Here is a 22,266-nt window from a genome sequence, read left to right as displayed (position 1 = left end):
TCAGTCCTCTCTTGGGAGAGTGAGGGTGACGACGGCCGAGCCCAGGTCGGGCGCGCTCGGACTGGTCTCGAAGTCGGCTTCGCTCGCGATGTACCGCTGGGGCTCGATCACGATCCAGCCGCCGTTGCCACGAGCAGACGCAGCGCAGGCGCTTCCGCCGGTCTCCGTCTCGCCGTAGCACCGGTTTCCCTGGAAGTGGTACCCCTCGAGCGTGACAGCGACGTAACCGACGACGAGGTACGTCTTCGGATCGTTGATCGATTCGGCCGTGTTCGATCGGAATACCGGGAGCAGCGCGGCCGCGGTCGGGTCGGCATCAGCGAGGTCGATGGCGCGGCGCAGAGCTACGTAGCAATCGCTGTCGTGACTGCCCTGGGAGTTGCCGTTGGCGGAGTCGACCGGTTGACCGATCTCCGTCTGCACGCTGCACGGCTCCTCGCTGGCAGCGAGGTCAGGTGCTAGCCATCCGAACCCTCCCGGCGCCCAGTTCCCGCTCTGCGGCTTCTGCGGGCACGTCGTCGGATTCGTCACCTTCGATTGCTCGAGTCGGAATCGCTGTCCCACGGCCGCGTCATTCAACCCCACGGGGTCTCCATTGGCGCCGAGCTGCAGGACGCCGAAGCCTGCCATCTCGCATGCCGCGAACGCGAATGGGATCGAGGAGCGGCCGCCGCTCGGCGGCCCCCAGGTGGCAGCCGACTCGGCCCACGGCTCGACGTCGGCCAGCGCGGGCGCGATCGCTGGCGCGAACCAGTAGTCGCGGTGCGAGGTCGTCTCGACGTGTACATAGCCGCCGGCAAGATCCGACTGATCGGTCACCTCGCCAGTGGCGGGGCCGCCGAACGGGTCGTTGGCCGTAGCGAGCGCTTGTGCAGTGGCGTCAGGGTCGCCGCAGGCGCCCACTGCGCAGTCTTGGGCCACCGCCAGAGCGGCTGCATCGGCGCCGATCTGGAGTCGCTGCCGATCCGCGTGTGCCGCGCCGATGTCGATGGCGAGCGCAGCGAATCCCATGAAGGGAATCAGCATGATCGCAACCCACACGGCGACGGCGCCGCGGTCCTCGCGAAGGAATGTCAACCGTTGCATCGCATGCTCCCGGTTCCGGTCAGAGTCAAAGTTCCGAAGAAGCCGCCGAGCGGCTCGAAGTCCGCCAGAGTGACGGTGACGCGGGCAGTCTCGCCAGCGGGACAGCCGGCCGGGCCGACCGCGATCTGAGCGTCTGTCAGTGCAAGCGTCGGTGCCGCTGCAGCTCGTGTAGCTGCGCGCGCGTCGGCCGGCGCGGTAGAGCCGTCGGTCAAGGCGAAGATCCTGACGCCGTCTCGTGCCGCGTTGTCGATCGTTGTCTGGACGTGGAAGGTGTAGCCGAAGCCGATGATGCCGAACGTCAACAGAGCGAGCAGTGGCAGGACAAGTGCGAACTCAACTGCCGCCGCTCCTCTATCTCTTATTCCAGGCATGGCGCCTCCCTACGAGAGCTGCTGCTAAACGATTGCGCGGCGCCCAACACGTTGGACGCCGCGCCTTCTCGAAGGTCCTAGCGGTTAACGATGGCAGTCTCGACGTCGCCAAACATGGCTGCGATCTCGTCACCCAGCGTGAAGACGATGGCGACGATCGCGACTGCGATGCCGGCGACGATGAGGCCGTACTCGACGGCGGTCGCGCCGCGGTCCTTCTTGTCGAAGCGGTCGGAGACGAAAGCGCTGACAGCGCTCAGGAATGCGTACATGGAGGGTTCCTTACTTGACAGGCCCGGGGCTGGGGTTCCGGTGCTGTTCGGGATGTCAGTCCAGGTGAACCAACGAGGAAGATCGTGACACAGGGGTTGCGGATCGGGCAACATTGCAGAGTCTCAAGATTCCCTCAGCCTGGAAGTTGCAACCTCAGCATTAATCCCGAAACGGCATGTTGATTTGACGGTAACGTCGTTACGCCTCAGACTTGCACCACAGAGCCCGCACGAGCCGGCTCGCACAGCGGGACGAGGTCCCCACGCACGACAGGAGGAGCCATGCAGCTCCCCGCCCCGATCAAGCGCGAAGCCAGCCCATCGGGCGCACCGACGCGCTTCATTGCCGACACTGTTACGGTTGCCGCCCATGCCTCAATCCGCCCCCACTCCTGAGCCCGGCCTGCGCGAGCGCAAGAAGCTCTTCACCCGTCGCACCATCGCCGACGCAGCGTTCGCCCTTGTGTCGGAGAAGGGGCTCGACGACGTCACGATCGACCAGATCGCAGAGCGCGCCTTCGTCTCCCCTCGCACCGTCTCGAACTACTTCCCCTCCAAGGAAGCGGCGCTCGTGGCGGCCGGCGACATCTCGCCGATCGACATGCTCGCCGGCCTCGAGGAGCGGCCCGCCGACGAGGCGCCGCTGCACTCGCTGAGCGAGGTGCTCACCGCCTCGATCAGCGGCTGGTCGAAGGAGCAGCTGAAGATGCTGAAGGCCAAGGAGGATCTCGTCGAGCGCTTCCCGGCCCTGCTCCCCCACCGCATGGCGCAGTACGACGAGTTCGAGGACGCGGTGCGCCTGGCGGTCGCCGCGCGCAGCGGCGTCGACCCCGAGACATCCGCCTTCCCCCGCCTCATCGCGGGCGTCGCGGCCGCGGCCATCAAGACCGCGATCCGCGTCTGGGTGAACACCGACGGAGGGGCGTCGAAGATCGCCGACCTCGTCGAGCAGGCGTTCCACGACCTTGAGGCCGGCTTGAGCCCCGACGCCTGAGGGCGCCGGAGAACCTTGCGTCACCCAGAGCAACCGCTTCGATGCCACCCCTTGCGATCGCGATCGCGGCAGCGCTGTGCGCTGTCGCGGCCTGGCTGCTGACGCCGCGCGCACGCCGGATCGCCGAGAGCGAGTCGCGCTGGCTGCGGCCCGCCGTGCCCGCCTCGCTCGCCGCGCTGCTCGGGGCCGCGGGCGCCGCCGTCGCAGACCACTGGGCGGTCGCGGCCGCGCTCGGCGCCCTCGCCGTGGGCTGCGGCCTCCTCATCGCGGTCGACCTCGCCGTCTTCCGCCTCCCGGATGCGATCGTCTGGCCGATCACGGGAGCCGTGCTCGGGATGCTCGTGGTCGCCGCGGCGATCACGGGCGACTGGGGGCGGCTCGGCACCGCGCTGCTGGCGATGCTCGTCGTCGGGGTCGGCTACTTCGCGCTCGCGTGGTTCGCCCCGTCGAGCCTCGGCCTCGGGGACGTGAAGCTGTCAGTCGTGCTGGGGCTGACGCTCGGGTGGTTCGGCTGGCAGGCGGTGCTGCTGGGCATCCTCGGCGGGTTCCTGGTGTTCGCGCTCGTGGCGCTGGCGATGCTGGCGCTGCGCCGCACGTCGCTGCGCGCCGACCTGGCCTTCGGCCCCTGGATGATCCTCGGGGCGGCGGCAGGCCTGGGCTGGGCGGCGGTCGGGGCGTAGCCCTCGCGGTGGTAGATTGGACGACGCTGCCTCGGCAGCCCGGCCCCCATAGCTCAGGGGATAGAGCGTCTGCCTCCGGAGCAGAAGGCCGCAGGTTCGAATCCTGCTGGGGGCACCAAACTTCCCGGATCGCACGTGTGCGAGCATCGCAATCTCGTGTCGATCGCGAAACGGCGCTCGGAAACAGCGTACGCTTACCGTCATGGGACGACCTCGACTCCACGACGAGCACCTGCGCCAGCGCCTGCTCGAGGCCGCCACCGACCTGATGGCGGTGGACGGGCCCGACTTCTCGCTGCGCCCGCTGGTGGCCTCCGTCGGCACCTCGACGTCGGCCGTCTACTCGCTGTTCGGCTCGCGCGGCGAGCTGCTCGAGGCGATCACGCTCCGCGCCGCGCGCTCGTTCGTCGACGCACAGGAGGCCGCCCGGGTCGACGACCCCGCCCAGCACATCTCCGGCCTCGCCCACGCGATCCGCGCCTGGGCCAAGGAGCACGCCGCGATGTTCCAGGTCGTCTTCGGCCGCAGCGCCGACTCGCCCGCGGTCGGCGAGGCGCGCGACAGCACGACCGAGCCGCTGCTGCGCGCGGTCACGGAGGCCACCGAGGCGGGTGTGCTGCACGGCGACCCGGTCGTCGCGACCGGCACCATCTTCGCCGGCGTGCACGGCTTCATCACGCTCGAGCTGCTCGGCCTCTACCCGGCTGACCAGGCCGACGCGCTCTTCGACGCGCAGCTCGCGGCCATCTGGCGCAGCTGGGCCACGCCCGAGCACGTCAGCGCCGTCGCCTGACGCTACTAAGCGCAAGGAAGTGTTGCTCGCGCCGTCTGTGCGGCTCTAGCCTGCCCCCTGACGGAAGGGGCGGCAATCTCGAAGAGACGCGCGCTGATCTGGACACTGATCGCGGTGGTCCTGGCTCAGTTCGCTGTTCCCGCCATCGCGCTCACGCAGGAGAAGCCGGCACGCTTCGGGTTCCAGATGTACTCGGGCTACGGGGTAGGCACGATCACCGTGCTGGACGACACTGACGCTGAGATCGACTTCGAACTCAGCGATGTCTTTCCCCGATCCCTGAGGCCGGAGCTCGACTGGACGCGCTACGTGCCTGAACACCTGTGCGCGCAACTTCCCCATGCCGCCACCATCGTGATCGAGCAGGACTTGACGGGAAGGTCGACGCTGCCGTGCGATTGAGCGACGCGCTCGACCTGCGGGTCGATCCCCGACCGGTCGCCTTTGCGCGCATCCTCCTCTCCTTCGCCCTTGGCGTCACCGTGCTCGAGGCATCCGCGGTCCTCGGAAGCATCGCTGCAGGCAAGCTGCAGTATCCGGTCTTCCCGGCGCTGCCGGGACCGACCCCGTTCGGCGTGCAGGTATACCTCGTCGTAGGACTGATCGCCGCCGTGTGCCTGCTGGTTGGCCTGCTCACGGGGGCCGCGGCCGCAACCGGCAGCGTCGCGCTCGCAGCCGCCCTGCTCTGGGATCAGCAGACATACTCGAGCCACCACCTCCTGGCCACGCTCCTGCTCGCCTATCTCGCCTTCGCTGAGGCGGGTCGCAGATGGGGTGTCGGCGCCTTGCGAAGCCCGCCGGGCGCCACCGTCCGATGGTGGCCCCAGGCGCTGATGATGACGCAGGTCACGGCGCTCTACCTCTTCGCCGCACTGTCGAAGATCAACCCCCGCTTCCTCTCCGGCCACCCGCTCCAAGAGTGGATGTGGATCGACTGGCCGTTGTGGATGTTCCAGTCGCTCGCCTTCGCAACCGTCGTGACCGAGCTCTTCCTGGCCGTCGCGCTGTGGATCCCACGTCTTCGAGCGTTCGCGGTCGTCGCCGGCGTCGGCCTCCATGCGGGGATCGTGATCGGGCTGGCGGAGCAGACGTTGGTGCTTACGGGCTTCGCAGCGGCATCCATGAGCACCTACTGGCTCTTCCTCTCCAGACCGCCGCTCGGCAACCTCTTCAGGTCGAGGCCGCCAGCCGCGCAGGCATCCAGCGCTGCGCCCGCAGATGCGGCGCATACGCTGGACTGAAGCGACGTCGGCGCCTCTTGCCGGGAGATACCCCTCCGGGGTATCATCGTGCCATCATGAGCACGCACACCACCCACGGCTACACGGCCGACAAGGATGCCCTCCTCAAGCGGCTCCGTCGCGCCGAGGGCCAGGTGCGCGGCGTCGCCCGCATGGTCGACGAGGACAAGTACTGCATCGACATCCTCACGCAGGTCTCTGCCGCCACCAAGGCGCTCGAGACCGTGGCGCTGCAGCTGCTCGAGGATCATCTCGCGCACTGCGTCGCCGAGGCCTCCTCCACGGGCGGCCCGGTCGCCGAGGCGAAGCTCGCCGAGGCGAGCGCCGCCATCGCGCGCCTCGTGCGCTCCTGATACCCCGAAGCATCCACCACCGGAAGGACACCATGCTGCAGGACATCGAGATCACCTCCACCCCCGAGCCCCAGGCCGGCGGCTGCTGCGGCGGCGGCGCCTGCTCCACGACGGATGCGTCGGCCCAGTCGGCCGCGACGTCGCAGACCTTCGAGGTCGAGGGCATGACCTGCGGCCACTGCGTCTCGTCGGTGACCGAGGAGATCTCGGGCCTCGCCGGCGTCGAGGGCGTCGACGTGGCGCTCGTGCCCGGCGGCCGCTCGACCGTCACCGTCGCATCCGACAGCCCGCTGCGCGTCGAGGACGTGCGCGCCGCGGTCTCGGAGGCCGGCTACTCGCTGGTCTGAGCCCGATCCGCTCCGGGAGCGCCGGCCCTGCGGGGCCGGCGCTCTCGCGTCGTATGGGGGGGCTATCCGCGACGTGGCGGCGGGTCTAGCATCAGCCGCAGACCGTTCCGCGACGATGTTACGGAATCGATCTCCCATCGCCGGATCGAAAGCGGACATCATGCAACGTCGCATGCTCGCAGTCGCCACCGCGGTCGCGCTCGGCGCAACCGCACTGCTCGGAGCCGCGCCAGCCTCAGCGGCCGAGCCGCCTCCGCCCGGCGGCTACGCATACGTGGCGCTCGGCGACTCCGAGGCTGCAGGCACAGGCCTGCTCCCGGCGGTGCAGATGGACTGCCTCCGCTCGATCAAGGCCTACCCGATCGTGCTCGCGCCGACCTACGGCGGCGTGGCGTCGCACGCCTGTGCCGGCGCCACCAGCGCCGACGCGCTCACGCAGGCGCGCACGGCGATCGCCGCCGGCAGGCTCGGCGCCGCGACGGAGCTCGTGACCATCACCGTCGGCATGAACGACGTCGGATGGCAGTCGGTGCTGCTGGCCTGCAGCAGCTCGGGCACCGTGCCGGCATGCCAGACGGCGTTCGATCGCGCGATGCTCCTCGGGCAGTCGCTGCCGACGAGCATCGGCACGATCGTCGCGACGGTGCGGGCCGTGCCAGGCTTCGACGGGAGCATCGCGGTCGGCGGCTACCCGTTGCTCTTCGGCGACCTCGCGACGTCGTGCTCGATCGGCTCCTTCCAGGGCACGCCGATCGACGTGAGCCCGGCCCAGGCCGCGCTCGCCAACCTCGGGGTGGAGCAGATCAACCTCGCGATCCGCGCAGGGGCGATGGCCGCCGGCGGCACCTACGTCGACATCGGCGCAGCATTCGACGGGCACGGTCTCTGCGACACCAGCGGCCCCTGGGTGAGCGGCCTCGTCAACGGCCAGCGCACGTCCGATCGCAGCCTCCACCTCAACTGGCCGGGCCAGCGGGCGTACGCTGCGGCGATCGTCGCGGCGCTGTAGCCGCACGAGCGCGTCGCCCGCCCTGGGCGGCGCGCTCAGTCCAGCGCGTCGAGGTACTGCTGCACCTGCCGCCGCACGCGGTCGCGGATGCGACGCACCTCGTCCGTCGAGAGCCCGGCCGGGTCGTCGAAGTCCCACGAGAGCACCTCCTGCTCGGGCTGCAGCTCGAACGGGTGGTCGATGAGCATCGTGATGATGACGTCGGCGGCCCGCGCGACGTCGTCGGTGACGGGCTTCGGGTAGCTCTCGGTCAGCGGCACGCCGTCCTCCTCCATCACCCCGACGACGGTGCGCAGCACCTCGTCGGCGGGGTTCAGGGCGGCCGAGAGCGCCTCGACGCGCCCGTCGCTCAGCGCGTTGAGGTAGGCGGCGGCCATCTGCGAGATGCCGTCGTTGCGGATCGACTCGACGAGCACGCGCAGCGGCGCGCCATCCTCGCGGCGCCCCTCGCCCGCCTCCAGCGCCTTGAGGCGGTCCGCGGCGAACTTCAGCGCGAGCGCCGGGAGGTGGGTGCGGATGCGCGCCCCGCGCGCGAGGGTGGCATGCGACTCGAAGACGATGCGCTCGATGAGCGTCGGCTCGAGCTCGGGATGGAGCTTCGCGAGATGGGCCGCGCCGCGGCGCAGCGTCTCGTCGGGCGAATCGAGTCCGTGCTGCTCGCGGGTCATGTCGGCTCCTCCGGTCGACGTGGCGCCTCCAGGCTACGGCCGGGCAGGATGCCGTGCCAAGAGCCTCGAGCGCGCGTCAGAGCACCGGCGCGTGCCGCTCCAGGAACTCGTAGAGCTCTGCGTCGTCGACGCCCGGGTAGGTGCCCGACGGCAAGGGCGCGAGTGTGTGCTGGTGCATGCGCGCCGACGCCCACGCGTTGTTGCGCCAGCGCCGCTGCAGCGCGTCGTCGGGGCGGGCGCAGCACCGCTCGTCGGGGCAGGTCGAGGTCTGGCGGAACGCCGTCTGGGCGCCGCGGAAGTACTTCGCGTCGTCGAACCGCACGCCGAACGAGATCGAGAACTCGCCGTCGGTGCCGGCGCCGATCTGCGTCGAGCACCAGAAGGTGCCCGCGGGCGTGTCGGTGTACTGGTAGAACTCCGTCGTCCGCGACGTGCGCTCGAAGGCGCTGCGGGCGGCGAACTTGCGGCACACGACCTGGCCCTCGGCGTGGCCGGATGCGTCGACCGGGATGGGCATCCCGTCGTTCTCGTAGACGCGTGAGAGCGCGCCGTCCTCGGCGACCCGCAGGAAGTGCACGCGCAGGTCGAGGTGCGTGGTGGCGAGGTTGGTGAAGCGCATCGCCGCCGTCTCGTGCGTGACGCCGAACGCGTCGCGGAAGTCCTCGACCGCGAGGTTCCGCTCCTTCTTCGCCTTGCGCAAGTACTCGATCGCGCGCGAGCGCGGCATGAGGGTCGCGGCCGCGAAGTAGTTGATCTCGAGCCGCTGCTGCAGGAACTCGCTGTAGTCGCGCGGCTCGTGGTGCCCGAGCAGCCGGTGCGCGAGCGCCTGCAGCGCCATCGAGCGGAGTCCGTGGCCACCCGGGATCGAGGCCGGCGGCAGGTAGATGCGGCCGTTCTCGAGATCGGTGACCGAGCGCGTCGAGTGCGGCAGGTCGGTGACGTAGACGAGCTCGAAGCCGAGGCGCGCCGCCATCTCGCTCACCGTGCGGTGCGTGAGGCTGCCGCCCTCGTAGCCGACGGCCCGCAGCTGCTCGTCGGCGAGCTCGTCGATGTGCGGCAGCGAGTTGGCCTGCTCGCGCATGCGCAGCCGCAGCGCGGTCGCGTCGCGCCGTGCCTGCTCGGGGGTGGCGATCGCCTCGCGGGCGCGGCGGTCGAGCTCGCGGTGCAGGCCGACGAGCGCGCGCAGCTGGTCGTCGCCCATCGAGCGCGTCGGGCGCACGGTCGGCAGGCCGAGCCGCTTGTAGCTCGCGCCCTCCTGCAGCCGCTGCAGGTCGAGCTCGAGCCGCGAGCGCTCGCTCGGCGGCTCGGGGTCGAGCAGCTGCGCGGTGGGCACCTGCAGCACCTCGGCGATCGCCTGCAGGTGGCTGAGCTTCGGCTCCCGGTGCCCGTTCTCGATGAGGGAGAGCTGGCTGCCCGCGAGCCCGATGCGCTCCCCCAGCGCGTCGAGCGTGAGCTCGGCGGCGGTGCGGAAGTGCCGGATGCGGTGCCCGAGGACTGCTGCGTCGACCATGCGACCAGTGTACGAAACATCTGGCGAATCTTCGCCATGTGCGCAGCTTGCGGCCGCGACCGCCTCCGAGAGGGACGCTTCGGGGCGCAAGTTTCGTCGAAGGGAAGAATGCGCCGTTCCTTCTGGCGCTTGCTCGCCCTCGGCGGCCGCGCGCGGGTGAGACTCGAACCATGACGATTCTCCCCGCCGCCCCGACTCGCGCATCCGCCAAGCCCGTGAAGCCCAAGCGCGTCGGCGCGCCCGAGGGCGCCGACCCGGGCGTCGTCTCGTGGGTCGCGAGCGTCGCCGAGCTCACCGAGCCGCGCGACATCGTCTGGTGCGACGGCTCGCAGGAGGAGCTGCAGCGCCTCATCGACATCATGCTCGAGGCGGGCACGATCGTGCCCGTGCCGAAGCGGCCCGGCAGCTACCTCGCCCGCTCGAACCCCGACGACGTCGCCCGCATGGAGGACCGCACCTTCATCTGCGCCGACGACGCCGAGGACGCCGGCCCCACGAACAACTGGCGCGACCCGGCCTCGATGCGGCAGGTGCTCGGCGGCCTCTTCGACGGTGCCATGCGCGGCCGCACCATGTACGTCATCCCCTTCTCGATGGGCCCGGTCGGCGGCCCCATCTCGAAGCTCGGCATCGAGATCACCGACTCCCCGTACGTCGTCGCATCCATGCACTACATGACGCGCGTCGGCACCGCCGCGCTCGAGGCGATGCACGGCACGCGCGACTGGGTGCCGGCGGTGCACTCGATCGGCGCGCCGCTCGCCGACGGCCAGCAGGACGTGCCGTGGCCGTGCAACCCCACCCGCTACATCTCGCACTTCCCGGAGACGCGCGAGATCTGGTCGTTCGGCTCCGCCTACGGCGGCAACGCCCTGCTGGCGAAGAAGTGCTTCGCGCTGCGCATCGCCTCGGTGCAGGCGCGCGACGAGGGCTGGCTCGCCGAGCACATGCTGCTGCTGCGCATGAAGCACGACGACGGCCGCCAGATCCACCTCGCCGGCGCCTTCCCGTCGGCGTGCGGCAAGACCAACCTGGCGATGCTGCAGCCGACGATCCCCGGCTGGACGGTCGAGACGCTCGGCGACGACATCGTCTGGATGCGTCCCGGACCCGATGGGCGGCTGTGGGCCATCAACCCCGAGAACGGCTTCTTCGGCGTCGCGCCCGGCACGAGCGAGGCCACCAACGCGACCGCGATGGCGATGATGGACCACGACACGATCTTCACGAACGTGGCGATGACGCCCGACGGCGACGTGTGGTGGGAGGGGATGACGAAGGATGTCCCCGAGGGCCTCATCGACTGGCAGGGCCGCCCCTACGACCCGGCCAACGGCCCGGCTGCCCACCCCAACGCCCGCTTCACCGTGCGCGCCGAGCAGGCGCCGTCGATCGCGCCCGACTGGGACGCGCCCGAGGGCGTGCCGCTCGACGCGATCATCTTCGGCGGCCGCCGCCCGACGCAGGTGCCGCTCGTGCTGCAGGCGCGCGACTGGGAGCACGGCGTCTACGTCGGCGCGACGGTGTCGAGCCAGCAGACGGCCGCCGCCGAGGGCCCGGTGGGCGAGATCCGCCGTGACCCGTTCGCGATGCTGCCCTTCTGCGGCTACAACATGGGCGACTACTTCACGCACTGGATCGACATGGGGCACCGCCTCGGCCGCCACGCGCCCAAGATCTTCTCGGTCAACTGGTTCCGTCGCGACGAGGACGGCGGATTCCTGTGGCCGGGCTTCGGCGAGAACGCGCGGGTGCTCGAGTGGATCGCGGGCCGCGTGGCCGGCACCGCGCCGGGCGTCGACACCGCCGTGGGCGTGCTGCCCGCCGAGGGCGCGCTGAACCTCGACGGGCTCGACATCGACGAGGCCGTGATGGACGAGCTCTTCGAGATCGACCCGAAGGCGTGGCTGTCGGAGCTCGTCGACGTGGAGGCCTTCTTCGGCCAGTTCGGCCGCGCGCTGCCCACGGGCCTCGTGCGCCAGCTGAACCACGTGCGGTGGCGCCTCGAGCACGTGCAGCAGGCGCAGCACGCGCAGCAGCAGCCCGTCGCGGTCTGAGCCGCGTGGCCCGCGCCGCCCGCTGCAGATGTAGGGCCAGTGGCTCCCATCCCGCGAGGGTAGGAGCCACTGGCCCTACATCTGTGATGGCCGAGAAGCACGGAGGGGGCGGATGCGTCACTCGCGTCGGGCGCGCGCTGCGCGCACGCGCTCCACGAAGTGCGCGCCACGCCGTGCCATGTGCTTGCGCGTGACCCGCACGGTCGTCCATCCGGCTGCCTCGAAGCGCGCGTAGCGATCGATGTCGACGTGCCACTGCCGCTCGTCGCGGTGGCCGTCGCCCTCGAACTCGATCGCGATCCGCAGCTCCGGGTAGCCGAGGTCCGGGTGCCACTCCTCTCCGTCGACGACGACAGGCGGGTGCACGACCGGCTCGGGCAGCCCCGCCTCGACCATCAGCAGCCGCGTGATCGTCTCGAACCTCGAGTCGACGCCGACCCGCGCATCCGCCGCGGCAGCGCGCAGCGCCGCGACCCCGGCCAGCCCCCCGCACCGAGCGATGAAGGCGTCGAGCTCCTGTGGGGTGGCATAGCCGCGCTCGGGCTTCCGCTCCAGTCGCAGGCCCGGGTAGGAGCGCGACGGCGTGAGCAGCGCATCGGCGACCTGCACGAGCGCCTCGTGCGACAGCTCGCGCGCGAGCGTCAGCGCAGTCGCGAGCGGGCCGAGGAGCCGGAGCCCCTCGAGCTCGGTGGACCGCAGCCGCGACGGGTCGAAGGCGATGTGTCGCGTGCCGGGCACGACGCTGGGCGCGGTGCGGTGCGGCCGGGCGACGACGAGCGGCTCGCCGCGCGACCACCGCTCGGCGATGGGGAGGCCCCAGAGCCGGGCGGCGGTGATGCCGCCGAACAGCTGGTGCGAAGGCATCGCCGCCGCGTAGGCGAGCGCGAGCGCCTGGACGTCGGTGATCGGGCGCGATCGCACGCCGCGGAAGGGCGCCTCGAGGTCGGAGCCGCGCAGTCGGCCGCGCCCGACGCCCTCGTCGAGCGCCTCGCCGACGCGGAACGCGCCGAGATCGAACGGCTCGGGGAGCGGGGTCGAGGGGCGCATCCGCGCAGGATGCCGCGACTCCGCGCAGCGCGAGCGGAGGGCGGCGGCAGCTGTGGACGGCCGCGCGCGGCGGCGCGGGCGGATGGGCATGCCTGTGTCGGCGCAGACCGTGCGCAGATATAGGGACAGTGGCGCTCATCGGGGCGGCATTCGAGCCGTTGGCCCTATATCTGCGGATGAGCGGCGGAGCGGCGTAGAGGGGGCGCGCGCGGCGCGCGCGCCCCCGCGCCGCGGCGGGTGGTGGAGGATGGGGCGCATGCAGCCGAATCCGCTCTACCGCATCGGCGAGGCCGAGGTGCGCGACCTCGTCGCGCGCGCGCCGTGGATGCTGCTGGTGTCGCATCCCGCGTCCGGACCCGTCGCATCCCCCTCCCCCGTGCTGCTCGACGACGAGCACGAGGGCGACGGGCTCGTGCTCGTGACGCACCTCGGCCGCGCCGACGCGCGCCTGCACGGGCTGCTCGAGCCCGGCGAGCACCGGATGCTCGTGGTCGCGCAAGGCGAGCACGGGTACATCTCGCCGTCGTGGTACGTCGGGACCGACGCGGGGCAGATCCCGACGTGGAACTTCGAGATGGCGAGCATGACGTGCGACGTGGAGGTGCTCGACGCGGACGCGAACATGCGCACGCTCCGGAAGCTCGTCGCGCACTTCGAGTCGCGGTACGCGCCCGAGGGCGGCGTCGCGCTCGACATCGACGACGACGGCAATCGCGGCATGGCGATGGGGACGGTCGGGCTGCGGCTGCGCGTGCGCTCCTTCGACGCGAAGTCGAAGATGAGCCAGAACAAGTCGGCCGACACCCGGGCCTCCGTGCTCGCGCACCTCGACGCATCCCACCCCGCCCTCGCCGAGCGCATGCGCGAGGCCGACCGCGACGCCGCGCCGGCGCGCGAGGCCTGACCCCAACCGTCGACGGCCGTCGTTCGTCCTAGAGAGCAGAGGGAGACTCGCGTGGCAGCCGGCTGGGAGCTGGTCGTCGCCGAGCTCGTCGCCCAGCGCGGCGAGGCGCTCGTGCGCTACGCGATGCTCCTGACCGGTGACGAGGAGGAGGCCCGCGACATGGTGCAGGACGCCCTGACGGCGACCTTCGGCCGGCTGCGCAACGGCTTCGAGGTCGAGCAGGCCGAGGCCTACGTGCGGCGCGCGATCGCGAACCGGTTCCTCGACCGCGCCCGGCGCGGCCAGCGGTGGCGGCGGATCGCGCCGCTCGTCGTCGATCGCGAGCGGGTCGACTCGGGCTCGACGCTCACCGGAGAGCGGCTCGACATGGCGCACCGGCTGCAGCGGCTCACGCCGCGCGAGCGCGCGTGCGTCGTGCTGCGCTACGACGAGGACCGCACCGTCGAGCAGGTGGCCGCCGAGCTCGGCATCTCGGCGGGCGCGGTGAAGCGCTACCTGTCGGATGCGCTCGGCAAGCTGCGCGGGATGCTCGAGCGGGAGCAGGAGCGCGGGCAGCGCGACGAGAGGGGCCGGCCGTGAGCGACGACGAGCTGCGGCGGCGGCTGCAGGAGATCCCCGCGCCGCGCGCGAGGCTCGACGCGGCCGCCGCGATCGACGGCGCGAAGCGGCGGCGCCGCCCGAAGGTCGCGGCGCTCACGGCCGCTGCGACCGGCGCGGGCGTGCTGATCGTCGCGCCGTTCGTGGCGCCCGGGCTCAAGCCCCTGTCGCCCTCGAGCGACTCGTCGGTGCTCAGCGAGGGCGACGACGGCGGCGCGGCGCCCGAGGCGGCGCAGCCGAGCGCCGAGACCGAGGGCGCGCCGGTCGAGGGCGGCGACGGCGGTGCCGGCGCCGAGGAGTCGACGCCGATCGGGCTGTGCGGCCTCACGCGCGCCGGCGACATCGGCCTGGTGCTGCGGCTCCTCGAGGACCCGGCGGATGCGTCGGTGGTGCCCCCGGGTCGGGTCGAGGCGCGAGGCGCGGGGCTCACGGCCGCCATCGCGACGTTCGTCGACGTGGACGCGCTCGTCGTCGACGGCGGCGTCGCGCGAGCGACGGCCGGCACCACCGAGCAGGACGCGCGCCTGGCGGGCGGCGCCTCGGGGGTGCTCGGGGTGACCACCGGCGTGCTCGCGGCCGACGCGTGCGGGCCCGGGACGCCATCCGGCCCCTCCCCCGTCGCGCTCGTCGCGCTCGACGGGTCGGCGCCGGTCGCGGTCGTGGGCGAGCCCTGGGAGGACGTTCGCTGAGAGCGCCACCGTCGGCGCGATCTCCCAGGCTCGCGGCCAGATCCGCTGGCTAGACTCGCGCCGAGTCGGCAGCCCGACAGGCCGGCCGCAAGGGAGCGCAGATGAAGGGAGCGCAGATGCAGGTCCGGATCGTCCGCCCGTTCGCGGTGGTGGCACTCGGTGCCGCCGGGCTCCTGGGGCTCTCTGCCGGCTCGCTCGCCACCGAGGCGCCCGTCGACCTGGGCGGCGACGTCTTCGTCGACACGACCGGGCAGCTCTCGGCCGACGCCGCCGAGATCGCCGAGCACCTCGAGCGCAACAACGCCGAGAGCGACGCCGACGTGTACGCGGTCTTCGTCGACTCCTTCGACGGCATGGCGCGCGACGAGTGGGCCAACACGAGCGCCGAGCAGAGCGGGCTCGACCAGTCGTCGATGCTGCTCGCGATCGCGGTCGACGACGGCCAGTACGCCTACTCGGTCGCGAACGGCTTCCCGCGCGACACCTCCCAGGTGAACGACGCGCTGCAGGGCGTGCTGCTGCCGGCCCTCAACTCGGGCGACTTCGCCGGCGGCATCACGCAGTTCAGCGACCAGATCGCGGCGAACGAGGGCGGCGGCGACGGGGGCACCGACGTCAACGTCGACGGCTCGGCCGTCTGGCCGGTCGTGGCGCTCGTCGGCGGCGCGGCCGTCGTCGGCGGCGGCGCGTGGGCGATCTCGCGCGGCGTGCGCGCGAACCGCAAGCGCCGGGGCGAGCAGGCCGCCGTGCAGCAGCAGCAGCTGAGCCTCGAGGAGCTCAAGCAGCGCGCCGACATCGCGCTCGTGCAGCTCGACGACACCGTGCAGCAGAGCGAGCAGGAGCTCGCGTTCGCGAACGCGCAGTTCGGCGAGGATGCCGTCGCGCCCTACCGGCAGGCGCTCGAGAAGGCGAAGGGCGGGCTCGCCGAGGCGTTCGGGCTGCAGCAGCAGCTCGACGACGCGTTCCCCGACAGCGACCAGGAGCGCCACGACTGGTCGAGCCGCATCCTGCAGATCACCGAGGGCGCGGGCCGCGAGCTCGCGAGCCACGCCGCCTCCTTCGAGCAGCTGCGCAACCTCGAGCAGAACGCGCCCCAGGTGCTCGAGACGGTCGCGCAGTCGAGGCGGGCGCTCGACGGCCGCATCGCGAGCGCGCGGCAGATCCTCGAGCGGCTCGACGACCTGCACTCGGGAGCCTCGATCGACCCGGTGCGCGAGAACATCGCCGGCGCCGAGCGGCAGCTGCCCAACATCGACCAGTCGCTCGCGGCCGGCCGCGACGCCGTGCAGGCCGGCAACGGCGCCAACGCTGCGCTCGCCGTGCACGCCGCCGAGGCGGCGCTCGCGCAGGCCTCCGGGCTGCTCGCCGCGGTCGAGCGCGCCGAGCGCGACCTCGAGCACTCGAGGCAGCAGCTCGGCGAGCTCGTGCAGGACTCCATCGGCGACATCGCGGCGGCCAAGACGCTCCGCAGCACGTCGACGATCGACCTGGCCCCGCTCATCCAGCACGTCGAGGAGCAGGTGGCCATCGCCCAGCGGCGCCCCACCGACACGCTCACCGTGCTCAGCAACCTGCAGCGCGCGAACCAGCGCCTCGACGAGGCGGCCGGGCAGCTGCGCGAGGGCGGCGCGCAGGTGCAGCGGCAGCAGATGACCCTCGATCGCTGGATCGAGTCGGCGCGCGCCAACATCGACCGCGCCGAGGACTTCATCCACACCCGCCGCATCGGCGTCGGCATGCACGCCCGCCAGCTGCTCTCGACCGCGCAGCAGGAGCTCGCGCAGGCACTGCGGCTCCGCGAGGCCGACCCGCACACGGCCGCGCAGTACGCGCAGGCGGCGTCCGAGCACGCCGAGCAGGCGATGCAGGACGCCTCGGGCGACGTGGGCGGCTGGGGCGGCCAGCCCCGCAACCCCTACTACCGCCAGGGTGGGCGCGGCCAGGACATGCTCACGGGCGGCCTGCTCGGCTACATCCTCGGCGACATGCTCTCCGGCGGCGGCCACGGCGGCGGCGCTGCGCCCGGCCAGTACAGCGACCCCTTCGCGGGCGGCTCCGGCGGCGGGGGCGGCGGCCTCGGCGACCTGTTCTCCGGCGGCGGCGGCTCGTTCGGCGGCGGAGGCGGCGGCTTCTTCGGGGGCGGCTTCGGCGGCGGAGGCGGCGGCTTCGGCGGCGGAGGCGGCTCCTTCGGCGACTGACGCCGGCCCGCCCGGGCCTCGCAGCGCATCCCACACCACTGTCCAACACACGACGACCGGCCGCTCAGGCGGCACCCGCAGGAAGGAACACCATGTCCAAGCAGTCCATCCTCGGCCGCATCGCGCAGCTCGCGAAGGCCAACATCAACGCGCTCCTCGACCAGGCCGAGGACCCCGAGAAGATGCTCGACCAGATGGTTCGCGACTACACGAACTCGATCGCCGAGGCCGAGGCCGCCATCGCCCAGACCATCGGCAACCTGCGCCTGCAGGAGCAGGACTACCAGGAGGACGTGCGCGCCGCCGAGGACTGGGGCCGCAAGGCGCTCGCCGCCTCGCAGCGCGCCGACGAGATGCGCGCCGAGCACCCGGCAGACGCCGCGAAGTTCGACAACCTCGCCAAGGTCGCCATCGGCAAGCAGATGCAGTCGGAGTCGGAGGCCCGCGCGGCCGAGCCGTCGATCCAGTCGCAGAACGAGGTCGTCGACAAGCTGAAGACCGGCCTCGAGACGATGAAGGGCAAGCTCGATCAGCTGAAGTCGAAGCGCTCCGAGCTGATCGCGCGCGCGAAGGTCGCCGACGCGCAGTCGCAGGTGCACGACGCGGTGAAGTCGATCGACATCCTCGACCCCACGAGCGAGATCGGCCGCTTCGAGGAGAAGATCCGTCGCGAGGAGGCCAAGGTCATGGGCCAGCAGGAGCTCGCCGCCTCGACGCTCGACGCGCAGTTCGAGGCGCTCGAGGACGTCGGCCGCGAGACCGAGATCGAGGCGCGCCTCGCCGCGCTCAAGCAGGGCGGCGCGCAGGGGCAGCTGGGCTCCGGCGCCAACGCGGCCCTCGGCGGCTCGCAGGGCGGCTCGCAGGGCGCGGGCGACCACGTCGAGGCGGAGGTCGTCGACCGCTGATCGCGCGCTCGCGCGCACGGCCTTGGAGGGGGCGGACGACCGTCCGCCCCCTCCTCGCCTGCCCGGGCTAGGTTGACGGCGTGACCGACACGACACCGCGCGTCGCCCTCGAGCGGCGCGGACCCATCCTCCACATCCGGCTCGACCGGGTCGGCAAGCGCAACGCCGCCGACCAGCGCATGCTGCACGAGCTCGCGCTCGCCTACGGCGAGCTCGACCGCGACCCGGCGCTGCGGGTCGGCGTCGTCTCGGCCGCGGGCGACCACTTCACCGCCGGCCTCGACCTCGCCGACATCGCGCCTCGGATCGCGACGGGCAGGCCGGAGCTCGTGCCCGAGGGCGGGCTCGACCCGTGGGGCCTGCAGACGCGGCCGGTGTCGAAGCCCGTCGTGCTCGCGGTGCAGGGCACGTGCTTCACGCTCGGCATCGAGCTCGCGCTCGCGAGCGACGTGGTGGTGGCCGCCGACTCGACGGTCTTCGCGCAGCTCGAGGTGGCGCGAGGCATCATGCCCTTCGGCGGCGCGACGGTGCGCTTCCCGCGGCTCGGCTGGGGCGACGCCATGCGCTGGATGCTCACCGGCGACCGCTTCGACGCCGCCGAGGCGCTGCGGATCGGGCTCGTGCAGGAGGTCGTGCCGCACGGCACCGAGCTCGAGCGCGCGCTCGCGCTCGCCGAGCGCGTCGCGGCGCAGGCGCCGCTCGCGGTGCAGGCGACGCTCGCCGCCGCCCGGGCGGCACAGCCGGCGACGACGGATGCGGTGGCCGGGCTGCTGCCCGCCGCGCAGCGGCTCGCCGCGACCGGCGATGCGCGGCGCGCCGCGGAGTCGTACCTGACGGTGACGCCCGTCGCGTTCGAGGGGAGCTGACGCCGGACGGCGGCGCTGCAGCGCGCCGACCTGCTACAGCGCCCGCGCCGCCGCGGTCGCGCGGTAGACGTCCTCGAGCTCGTGCGCGACGTCCTGCCAGTCGCGGCGGCTCGCGGCGCGGCGGCCGGCGAGGCCGAGCTCGAGCTGCAGGTCGACATCGTCGAGGATCGCGCCCACCGCCTCCGCCCACTCTGCCGGGTCGCGCCCGTCGACGAGCACGCCCGTCTCGCCGTCGATGACCGACTCCATGAGGCCCCCCACGCGCGCGGCGACGACCGGGGTGCCGCTCGCGGCGGCCTCGAGCGGCACCAGGCCGAACGACTCCGTGCGGCTGGGCACCACGACGACGTCGGCCGCGTCGAGCAGCTGCGCGAGCGCCGGCCGCTCGAGGCTGCCGATGTGACGGACGCGGTAGGCGACGCCGAGCTCGCGCGCGAGGTCGTGCAGCGACTCGAGGTAGCGCTCCGAGCCGGGCGTCGCGTCGCCCGCGAGCACGAGCACCGCGCCGGGCAGGTGCGGCAGCATCCGCACCGCGAGGTCCTGGCCCTTCGCCGCCTGCACGCGGCCGACGCACACGACGAGCCCGTCGTCGGCGCGCACCCCGAGCCGTGCGCGCACCGCCTCGCGCGAGGAGACGGGCGCGGGGTGGAAGACGGTCGTGTCGACCGCGGGCGGCACGAGCCAGACGCGCTCGGCCGGCGCGCCGACGCCGTCGCACAGCACGTCGATCTCGGCGCGCGAGACGGCCGCGATCGCGTCGACCTCGCTCGCGAGGTACCGCTCGGTGAGGAGGCGGCGCTCGGGCTCGGGCCGGTCGCCGTCGGCGAGGCGGCGGTTCTTCTCCTCGGCGAGCGTGTGGAACGTCTGCACGATCGGGATGCCGAGCGAGAGCGAGACGGGCAGCACCGCGAGCCCGGAGAGCCAGTAGTGCGCGTGGATCACGTCGTACGGGTCGGTCGCGGCGAGCGCCGCGCGCTGCAGCTGGTCGCCGAAGGCGTCGGCGAGGTTGGGCAGCTCGTGCTTGCGCACGATGCCGCCGCCCGTCTCGAGCGCGTAGAGCGTGACGCCCGGCGCGAGCGAGTGCGCGTGCGGGGCGCCGACCGAGCGGGTGAAGACGTCGACGTGGTTGCCGCGGCCGGCGAGCGCCATCGCGCTCTCGAGCACGAGCACGTTCAGCCCGCCTGCGTCGCCCTTGCCCGGGCGGTCGGCGGGCGACGTGTGCATCGACACGATCGCGATCCTGAGGGGCGTCCCAGGGGTGTGGCCGTACGGCTCCTGGCGCATGCACCCAGCGTATCCGGGCGCTATCGTCGGCCGCATGGCAGATTCGCGACCGGGCCCGCTCCACGCGGTCGGGGCCGCGATCGGCGCCCTCGGCCGCTCGGCCTCGGGGCCCGCGCTCCGGGCGCTCACGGCGCCGCCGGTGGCGCGCGCCGGGCACCGCTTCGCGACGCGGGCGGCACGCCTCTGGGGGCGGCTGCTCGGCGGTGAGGAGCAGCAGGTGGGCGAACTGACCGTCATCTCGGGGCTGCCCACGTGGGCCTTCGGCCGAGGCGGCACCACCATCGGCGCGACGTTCCTCACGCGCAGCGCCCTCTCGCCCGAGATCCTCGAGCACGAGGACGTGCACCGGCGCCAGTGGGAGCGCTACGGGCTGTGGTTCATCCCCATGTACCTCGCCGCCGGCCAGGACGGGCTGCGCAACCGCTTCGAGATCGAGGCGGACCTCGTGAAGGGCGGCTACCTGCCGAAGCCCGCGCGACGCCCCGGCGGGCGCGCAGCTGAGCGCGCCGGCGGCCGCCCGGGCGAGCCCCCGGCCTAGGGCCGCATCGCGTCGACGACGCGCTGCGGCCAGGGGATGCGCCGCTCGAGCTGGCGGCCGATGGCGAGCAGCGTCGCCTCCTCCCCCGGCCTGCCGATCAGCTGCACGCCCATCGGCAGCCCCTCGGTGGTGCGGTGCACCGGCAGCGCGATCGCCGGCAGCCCCGTCACGTTGACGAACGACGTGTGCGGGGTGTGGAGCACCTGGTGCCGGAAGTCGGCCTCGCCGTCCTCCGGGTACCAGTCGAGGGGGCGCGGCGTGAGCGCCGTCGCCGGCGTGAGCACGGCGTCCCACGGCGCGAACGCCGCGAGCACGCGCCGCTCGAAGGCGGTCGCCCACAGCTGGGCCCGCGCGAGCCCGCCGGCGGTGAGGCCGTCGCTCGTCTCGACGATCCAGCGCGCGAGCGGCTCGAGCAGGTGCCGGCGCTCGCGCGCGATGGGCGCCGCCGCCGCACCGCCTCGCCAGAGCGCCGTGAACGCCTCGGGGTACCCCGACGCATCCGGCAGCGCCACCTCGCCCACCTCGTGCCCGAAGGCGGTCAGCGCCGCGACGGTCGCGTCGACGGCCGCCGTGGCCTCGGGCGAGATGCGGACGTCGTCGGTCTCGTCCCAGGGCGTGCCGCCGGTCATGACCGCGATGCGGTAGCGGCCCTCGCCGCGCACCGCCGCGGCGAGCAGCGAGCCGTCGTCGCGCTCGGGCGAGCGGAGCGTGAGCGCGTGCGGCGCGACGCCGTTGACGCGGCCGATGAGGGCGTCGGTCAGCAGCGCGACGTCGATGACGGAGCGCGCGATCGCGCCGGCGGTGACGAGCCCGCCGATCGTGCCGACGCCGCCCTGCGCGGGGATGCGGCCGCGGGTGGGCTTCAGCCCCACGAGGCCGCACGTGGCGGCCGGGATGCGGATGGAGCCGCCGCCGTCGGAGCCGGGCGCGAACGGCAGCAGCCCCTGCGCGACGGCCGCCGCGGCGCCGCCCGATGAGCCGCCGGCGTGGAGCCCGGGGTGGCCCGGCAGCGTCGTCGGACCGTGCAGCGCCGAGCGGGTGTAGCCGGCGAAGCCGAGCTCGGGCGCGGCGGTGCGGCCGAGCGTGACGCCGCCCGCGTCGTCGAGCACCTGCGCGACCGGGTCGGTCGCGTCGGCGACGTTGCCGGCCATCCAGCGGCTCGCGAACGTCGCCGGCTGCCCGGCGCGCTGCGTGAGGTCCTTGTCGGCGAAGGGCAGGCCGTGGATGAGCCCGGTGCGGTCGTCTGCGTCGTCGACGGCTCGGGCGCGGGCGAGCGCGAGCTCGGCGTCGACGTGCACGAAGGCGTGCGCGTCGTCGACGCGCTCGATGCGCTCGAGGAAGTGCTGCGCGACCTCGACGGCGCTCACGTCGCGCGCGTGCAGGTGCCGCCACAGGTCGAGGGCGCCCAGCTCGTGGAGCGCGCTCACCCGAAGTACCGGCCCGCGCGCCGCTGCAGGCGCCTGCGCTCGGTGCGCTCGCGCATCTCGTCGCGGGTCGCGTAGTTCGTCAGCTCGCGGAACGGGTCGCGGCCGACGACCCGCGACGGCTCGGCGAGGATCGCGAGCACCGCCTTCTCGATCTCCCAGTACTCGCCGATGCGCGTGCCCTGGCCGGGGTTCACGTGGCGCAGGCGCGCCTCGAAGCGCACCTCGCCCTTCACCTCGATCTGCGTGATGAAGCCGCGCGTGGCGCCCGCGACCGACACCATCCAGAAGCCGGGGCCCAGGTCGGTGACCGTCGCGCGCACGTCGTCGGCCGCGGCCGCCGCCGCTGCGCTCACGTCTGCCTGCTCCCGCGACGCCCGCCAGGCCTCGAACTCCGTCATGCCGTCCATCGTGGCACCGCGCACCGACACGG

Annotated in this window: 25 protein-coding genes and 1 tRNA gene; 17 read left to right on the top strand and 9 right to left on the bottom strand. The window is 72.8% G+C overall.

Features of this window, described 5'->3' with window-relative positions:
* The 3 genes from FQ330_RS10050 to FQ330_RS10040 form a co-directional block, all read right to left on the bottom strand.
* On the bottom strand, positions 1-1,086 hold the full coding sequence (locus tag FQ330_RS10050; protein WP_146357229.1) for a pilus assembly protein TadG-related protein: 1,086 nt from the start codon (positions 1,084-1,086) through the stop codon (positions 1-3).
* A complete protein-coding gene (locus tag FQ330_RS10045) occupies positions 1,074-1,457 on the bottom strand; it encodes a TadE family protein (protein ID WP_146357227.1) in 384 nt (127 codons plus the stop codon). The genes FQ330_RS10050 and FQ330_RS10045 overlap by 13 nt, the downstream gene beginning before the upstream one ends.
* 77 nt (positions 1,458-1,534) lie before the next feature.
* Positions 1,535-1,729, bottom strand: coding sequence for a Flp family type IVb pilin (locus FQ330_RS10040; RefSeq protein WP_146357225.1), 195 nt, complete (start codon positions 1,727-1,729; stop codon positions 1,535-1,537).
* A gap of 370 nt (positions 1,730-2,099) precedes the next feature.
* Here FQ330_RS10040 and FQ330_RS10035 point away from each other — a divergent pair, with 370 nt between their 5' ends.
* From FQ330_RS10035 to FQ330_RS09995, 9 genes are all read left to right on the top strand, one after another.
* Positions 2,100-2,723: a TetR/AcrR family transcriptional regulator gene (locus FQ330_RS10035; RefSeq protein ID WP_146357223.1), complete on the top strand. Its 624-nt coding sequence runs from the start codon at positions 2,100-2,102 to the stop codon at positions 2,721-2,723.
* A gap of 41 nt (positions 2,724-2,764) precedes the next feature.
* Positions 2,765-3,403 (top strand): A24 family peptidase, encoded by a 639-nt coding sequence (locus FQ330_RS10030; protein WP_146357221.1) that lies wholly within the window; start codon positions 2,765-2,767, stop codon positions 3,401-3,403.
* Between the two features lie 42 nt (positions 3,404-3,445).
* A tRNA-Arg gene (locus FQ330_RS10025) sits at positions 3,446-3,521 on the top strand.
* A gap of 84 nt (positions 3,522-3,605) precedes the next feature.
* Positions 3,606-4,196: a TetR/AcrR family transcriptional regulator gene (locus FQ330_RS10020; RefSeq protein ID WP_128188996.1), complete on the top strand. Its 591-nt coding sequence runs from the start codon at positions 3,606-3,608 to the stop codon at positions 4,194-4,196.
* A 114-nt stretch (positions 4,197-4,310) separates the two neighbouring features.
* Positions 4,311-4,598, top strand: a complete 288-nt coding sequence (locus FQ330_RS10015) for a hypothetical protein (RefSeq protein WP_146357219.1) — start codon at positions 4,311-4,313, stop codon at positions 4,596-4,598.
* Positions 4,595-5,437 carry an HTTM domain-containing protein gene (locus FQ330_RS10010; protein ID WP_192575916.1) on the top strand — a complete coding sequence of 281 codons (843 nt, stop codon included), beginning with the start codon at positions 4,595-4,597 and terminating at the stop codon, positions 5,435-5,437. Before FQ330_RS10015 ends, FQ330_RS10010 begins: the two co-directional genes overlap by 4 nt.
* 56 nt (positions 5,438-5,493) lie before the next feature.
* Positions 5,494-5,790, top strand: coding sequence for a metal-sensitive transcriptional regulator (locus FQ330_RS10005; RefSeq protein ID WP_128188999.1), 297 nt, complete (start codon positions 5,494-5,496; stop codon positions 5,788-5,790).
* A 32-nt stretch (positions 5,791-5,822) separates the two neighbouring features.
* Entirely contained in the window at positions 5,823-6,137 is a 315-nt protein-coding gene (locus FQ330_RS10000; protein WP_146357215.1) for a heavy-metal-associated domain-containing protein, read from the top strand.
* 172 nt (positions 6,138-6,309) lie between these two features.
* Positions 6,310-7,146, top strand: coding sequence for an SGNH/GDSL hydrolase family protein (locus tag FQ330_RS09995; RefSeq protein ID WP_192575915.1), 837 nt, complete (start codon positions 6,310-6,312; stop codon positions 7,144-7,146).
* Between the two features lie 35 nt (positions 7,147-7,181).
* On the opposite strand, the gene FQ330_RS09990 is transcribed toward FQ330_RS09995, so the two are convergent.
* Positions 7,182-7,814 (bottom strand): arsenate-mycothiol transferase ArsC, encoded by a 633-nt coding sequence (locus tag FQ330_RS09990; RefSeq protein WP_146357211.1) that lies wholly within the window; start codon positions 7,812-7,814, stop codon positions 7,182-7,184.
* A 76-nt stretch (positions 7,815-7,890) separates the two neighbouring features.
* Positions 7,891-9,324 carry a helix-turn-helix domain-containing protein gene (locus FQ330_RS09985; RefSeq protein ID WP_146357209.1) on the bottom strand — a complete coding sequence of 478 codons (1,434 nt, stop codon included), beginning with the start codon at positions 9,322-9,324 and terminating at the stop codon, positions 7,891-7,893.
* A 170-nt stretch (positions 9,325-9,494) separates the two neighbouring features.
* Between FQ330_RS09985 and FQ330_RS09980 the strand changes: the two genes are divergently transcribed.
* Positions 9,495-11,381 (top strand): phosphoenolpyruvate carboxykinase (GTP), encoded by a 1,887-nt coding sequence (locus FQ330_RS09980; protein ID WP_146357207.1) that lies wholly within the window; start codon positions 9,495-9,497, stop codon positions 11,379-11,381.
* Between the two features lie 117 nt (positions 11,382-11,498).
* Here the strand turns inward: FQ330_RS09980 and FQ330_RS09975 are convergent, their stop codons facing one another.
* A complete protein-coding gene (locus FQ330_RS09975) occupies positions 11,499-12,428 on the bottom strand; it encodes a hypothetical protein (protein WP_146357205.1) in 930 nt (309 codons plus the stop codon).
* Positions 12,429-12,684: 256 nt separating this feature from the next.
* Here FQ330_RS09975 and FQ330_RS09970 point away from each other — a divergent pair, with 256 nt between their 5' ends.
* The 6 genes from FQ330_RS09970 (at position 12,685) to FQ330_RS09945 (ending at position 18,587) form a co-directional block, all read left to right on the top strand.
* A complete protein-coding gene (locus tag FQ330_RS09970) occupies positions 12,685-13,332 on the top strand; it encodes an FMN-binding negative transcriptional regulator (RefSeq protein WP_192575914.1) in 648 nt (215 codons plus the stop codon).
* 51 nt (positions 13,333-13,383) lie between these two features.
* Positions 13,384-13,911, top strand: coding sequence for a sigma-70 family RNA polymerase sigma factor (locus FQ330_RS09965; RefSeq protein ID WP_225792802.1), 528 nt, complete (start codon positions 13,384-13,386; stop codon positions 13,909-13,911).
* Positions 13,908-14,618: a hypothetical protein gene (locus FQ330_RS09960; protein ID WP_146357201.1), complete on the top strand. Its 711-nt coding sequence runs from the start codon at positions 13,908-13,910 to the stop codon at positions 14,616-14,618. The genes FQ330_RS09965 and FQ330_RS09960 overlap by 4 nt, the downstream gene beginning before the upstream one ends.
* A 116-nt stretch (positions 14,619-14,734) precedes the next feature.
* Positions 14,735-16,816, top strand: coding sequence for a TPM domain-containing protein (locus FQ330_RS09955; RefSeq protein ID WP_192575913.1), 2,082 nt, complete (start codon positions 14,735-14,737; stop codon positions 16,814-16,816).
* 92 nt (positions 16,817-16,908) lie between these two features.
* The gene (locus tag FQ330_RS09950) at positions 16,909-17,721 is read left to right on the top strand and encodes a PspA/IM30 family protein (protein WP_146357197.1); all 813 of its coding nucleotides are present in this window, start codon (positions 16,909-16,911) and stop codon (positions 17,719-17,721) included.
* A gap of 80 nt (positions 17,722-17,801) precedes the next feature.
* Positions 17,802-18,587 (top strand): crotonase/enoyl-CoA hydratase family protein, encoded by a 786-nt coding sequence (locus tag FQ330_RS09945; protein WP_146357195.1) that lies wholly within the window; start codon positions 17,802-17,804, stop codon positions 18,585-18,587.
* A 33-nt stretch (positions 18,588-18,620) separates the two neighbouring features.
* Here the strand turns inward: FQ330_RS09945 and FQ330_RS09940 are convergent, their stop codons facing one another.
* Entirely contained in the window at positions 18,621-19,871 is a 1,251-nt protein-coding gene (locus FQ330_RS09940; RefSeq protein WP_192575912.1) for a glycosyltransferase, read from the bottom strand.
* A gap of 34 nt (positions 19,872-19,905) precedes the next feature.
* On the opposite strand from FQ330_RS09940, the gene FQ330_RS09935 reads away from it, so the two are divergent.
* On the top strand, positions 19,906-20,409 hold the full coding sequence (locus FQ330_RS09935; protein WP_146357191.1) for a hypothetical protein: 504 nt from the start codon (positions 19,906-19,908) through the stop codon (positions 20,407-20,409).
* On the opposite strand, the gene FQ330_RS09930 is transcribed toward FQ330_RS09935, so the two are convergent.
* Both FQ330_RS09930 and FQ330_RS09925 read right to left on the bottom strand, forming a co-directional pair.
* Positions 20,406-21,836 (bottom strand): amidase, encoded by a 1,431-nt coding sequence (locus tag FQ330_RS09930; RefSeq protein WP_146357189.1) that lies wholly within the window; start codon positions 21,834-21,836, stop codon positions 20,406-20,408. The genes FQ330_RS09935 and FQ330_RS09930 overlap by 4 nt on opposite strands.
* A complete protein-coding gene (locus tag FQ330_RS09925; RefSeq protein ID WP_128189015.1) occupies positions 21,833-22,234 on the bottom strand; it encodes a hypothetical protein in 402 nt (133 codons plus the stop codon). Before FQ330_RS09925 ends, FQ330_RS09930 begins: the two co-directional genes overlap by 4 nt.
* Positions 22,235-22,266 lie beyond the last annotated feature (32 nt).

This window comes from Agrococcus sediminis, assembly GCF_007923295.1.
GTDB lineage: Bacteria > Actinomycetota > Actinomycetes > Actinomycetales > Microbacteriaceae > Agrococcus > Agrococcus sediminis.
Note: the sequence above shows the minus strand (reverse complement) of the source record. Positions and strands in the feature narration are given on the sequence as shown.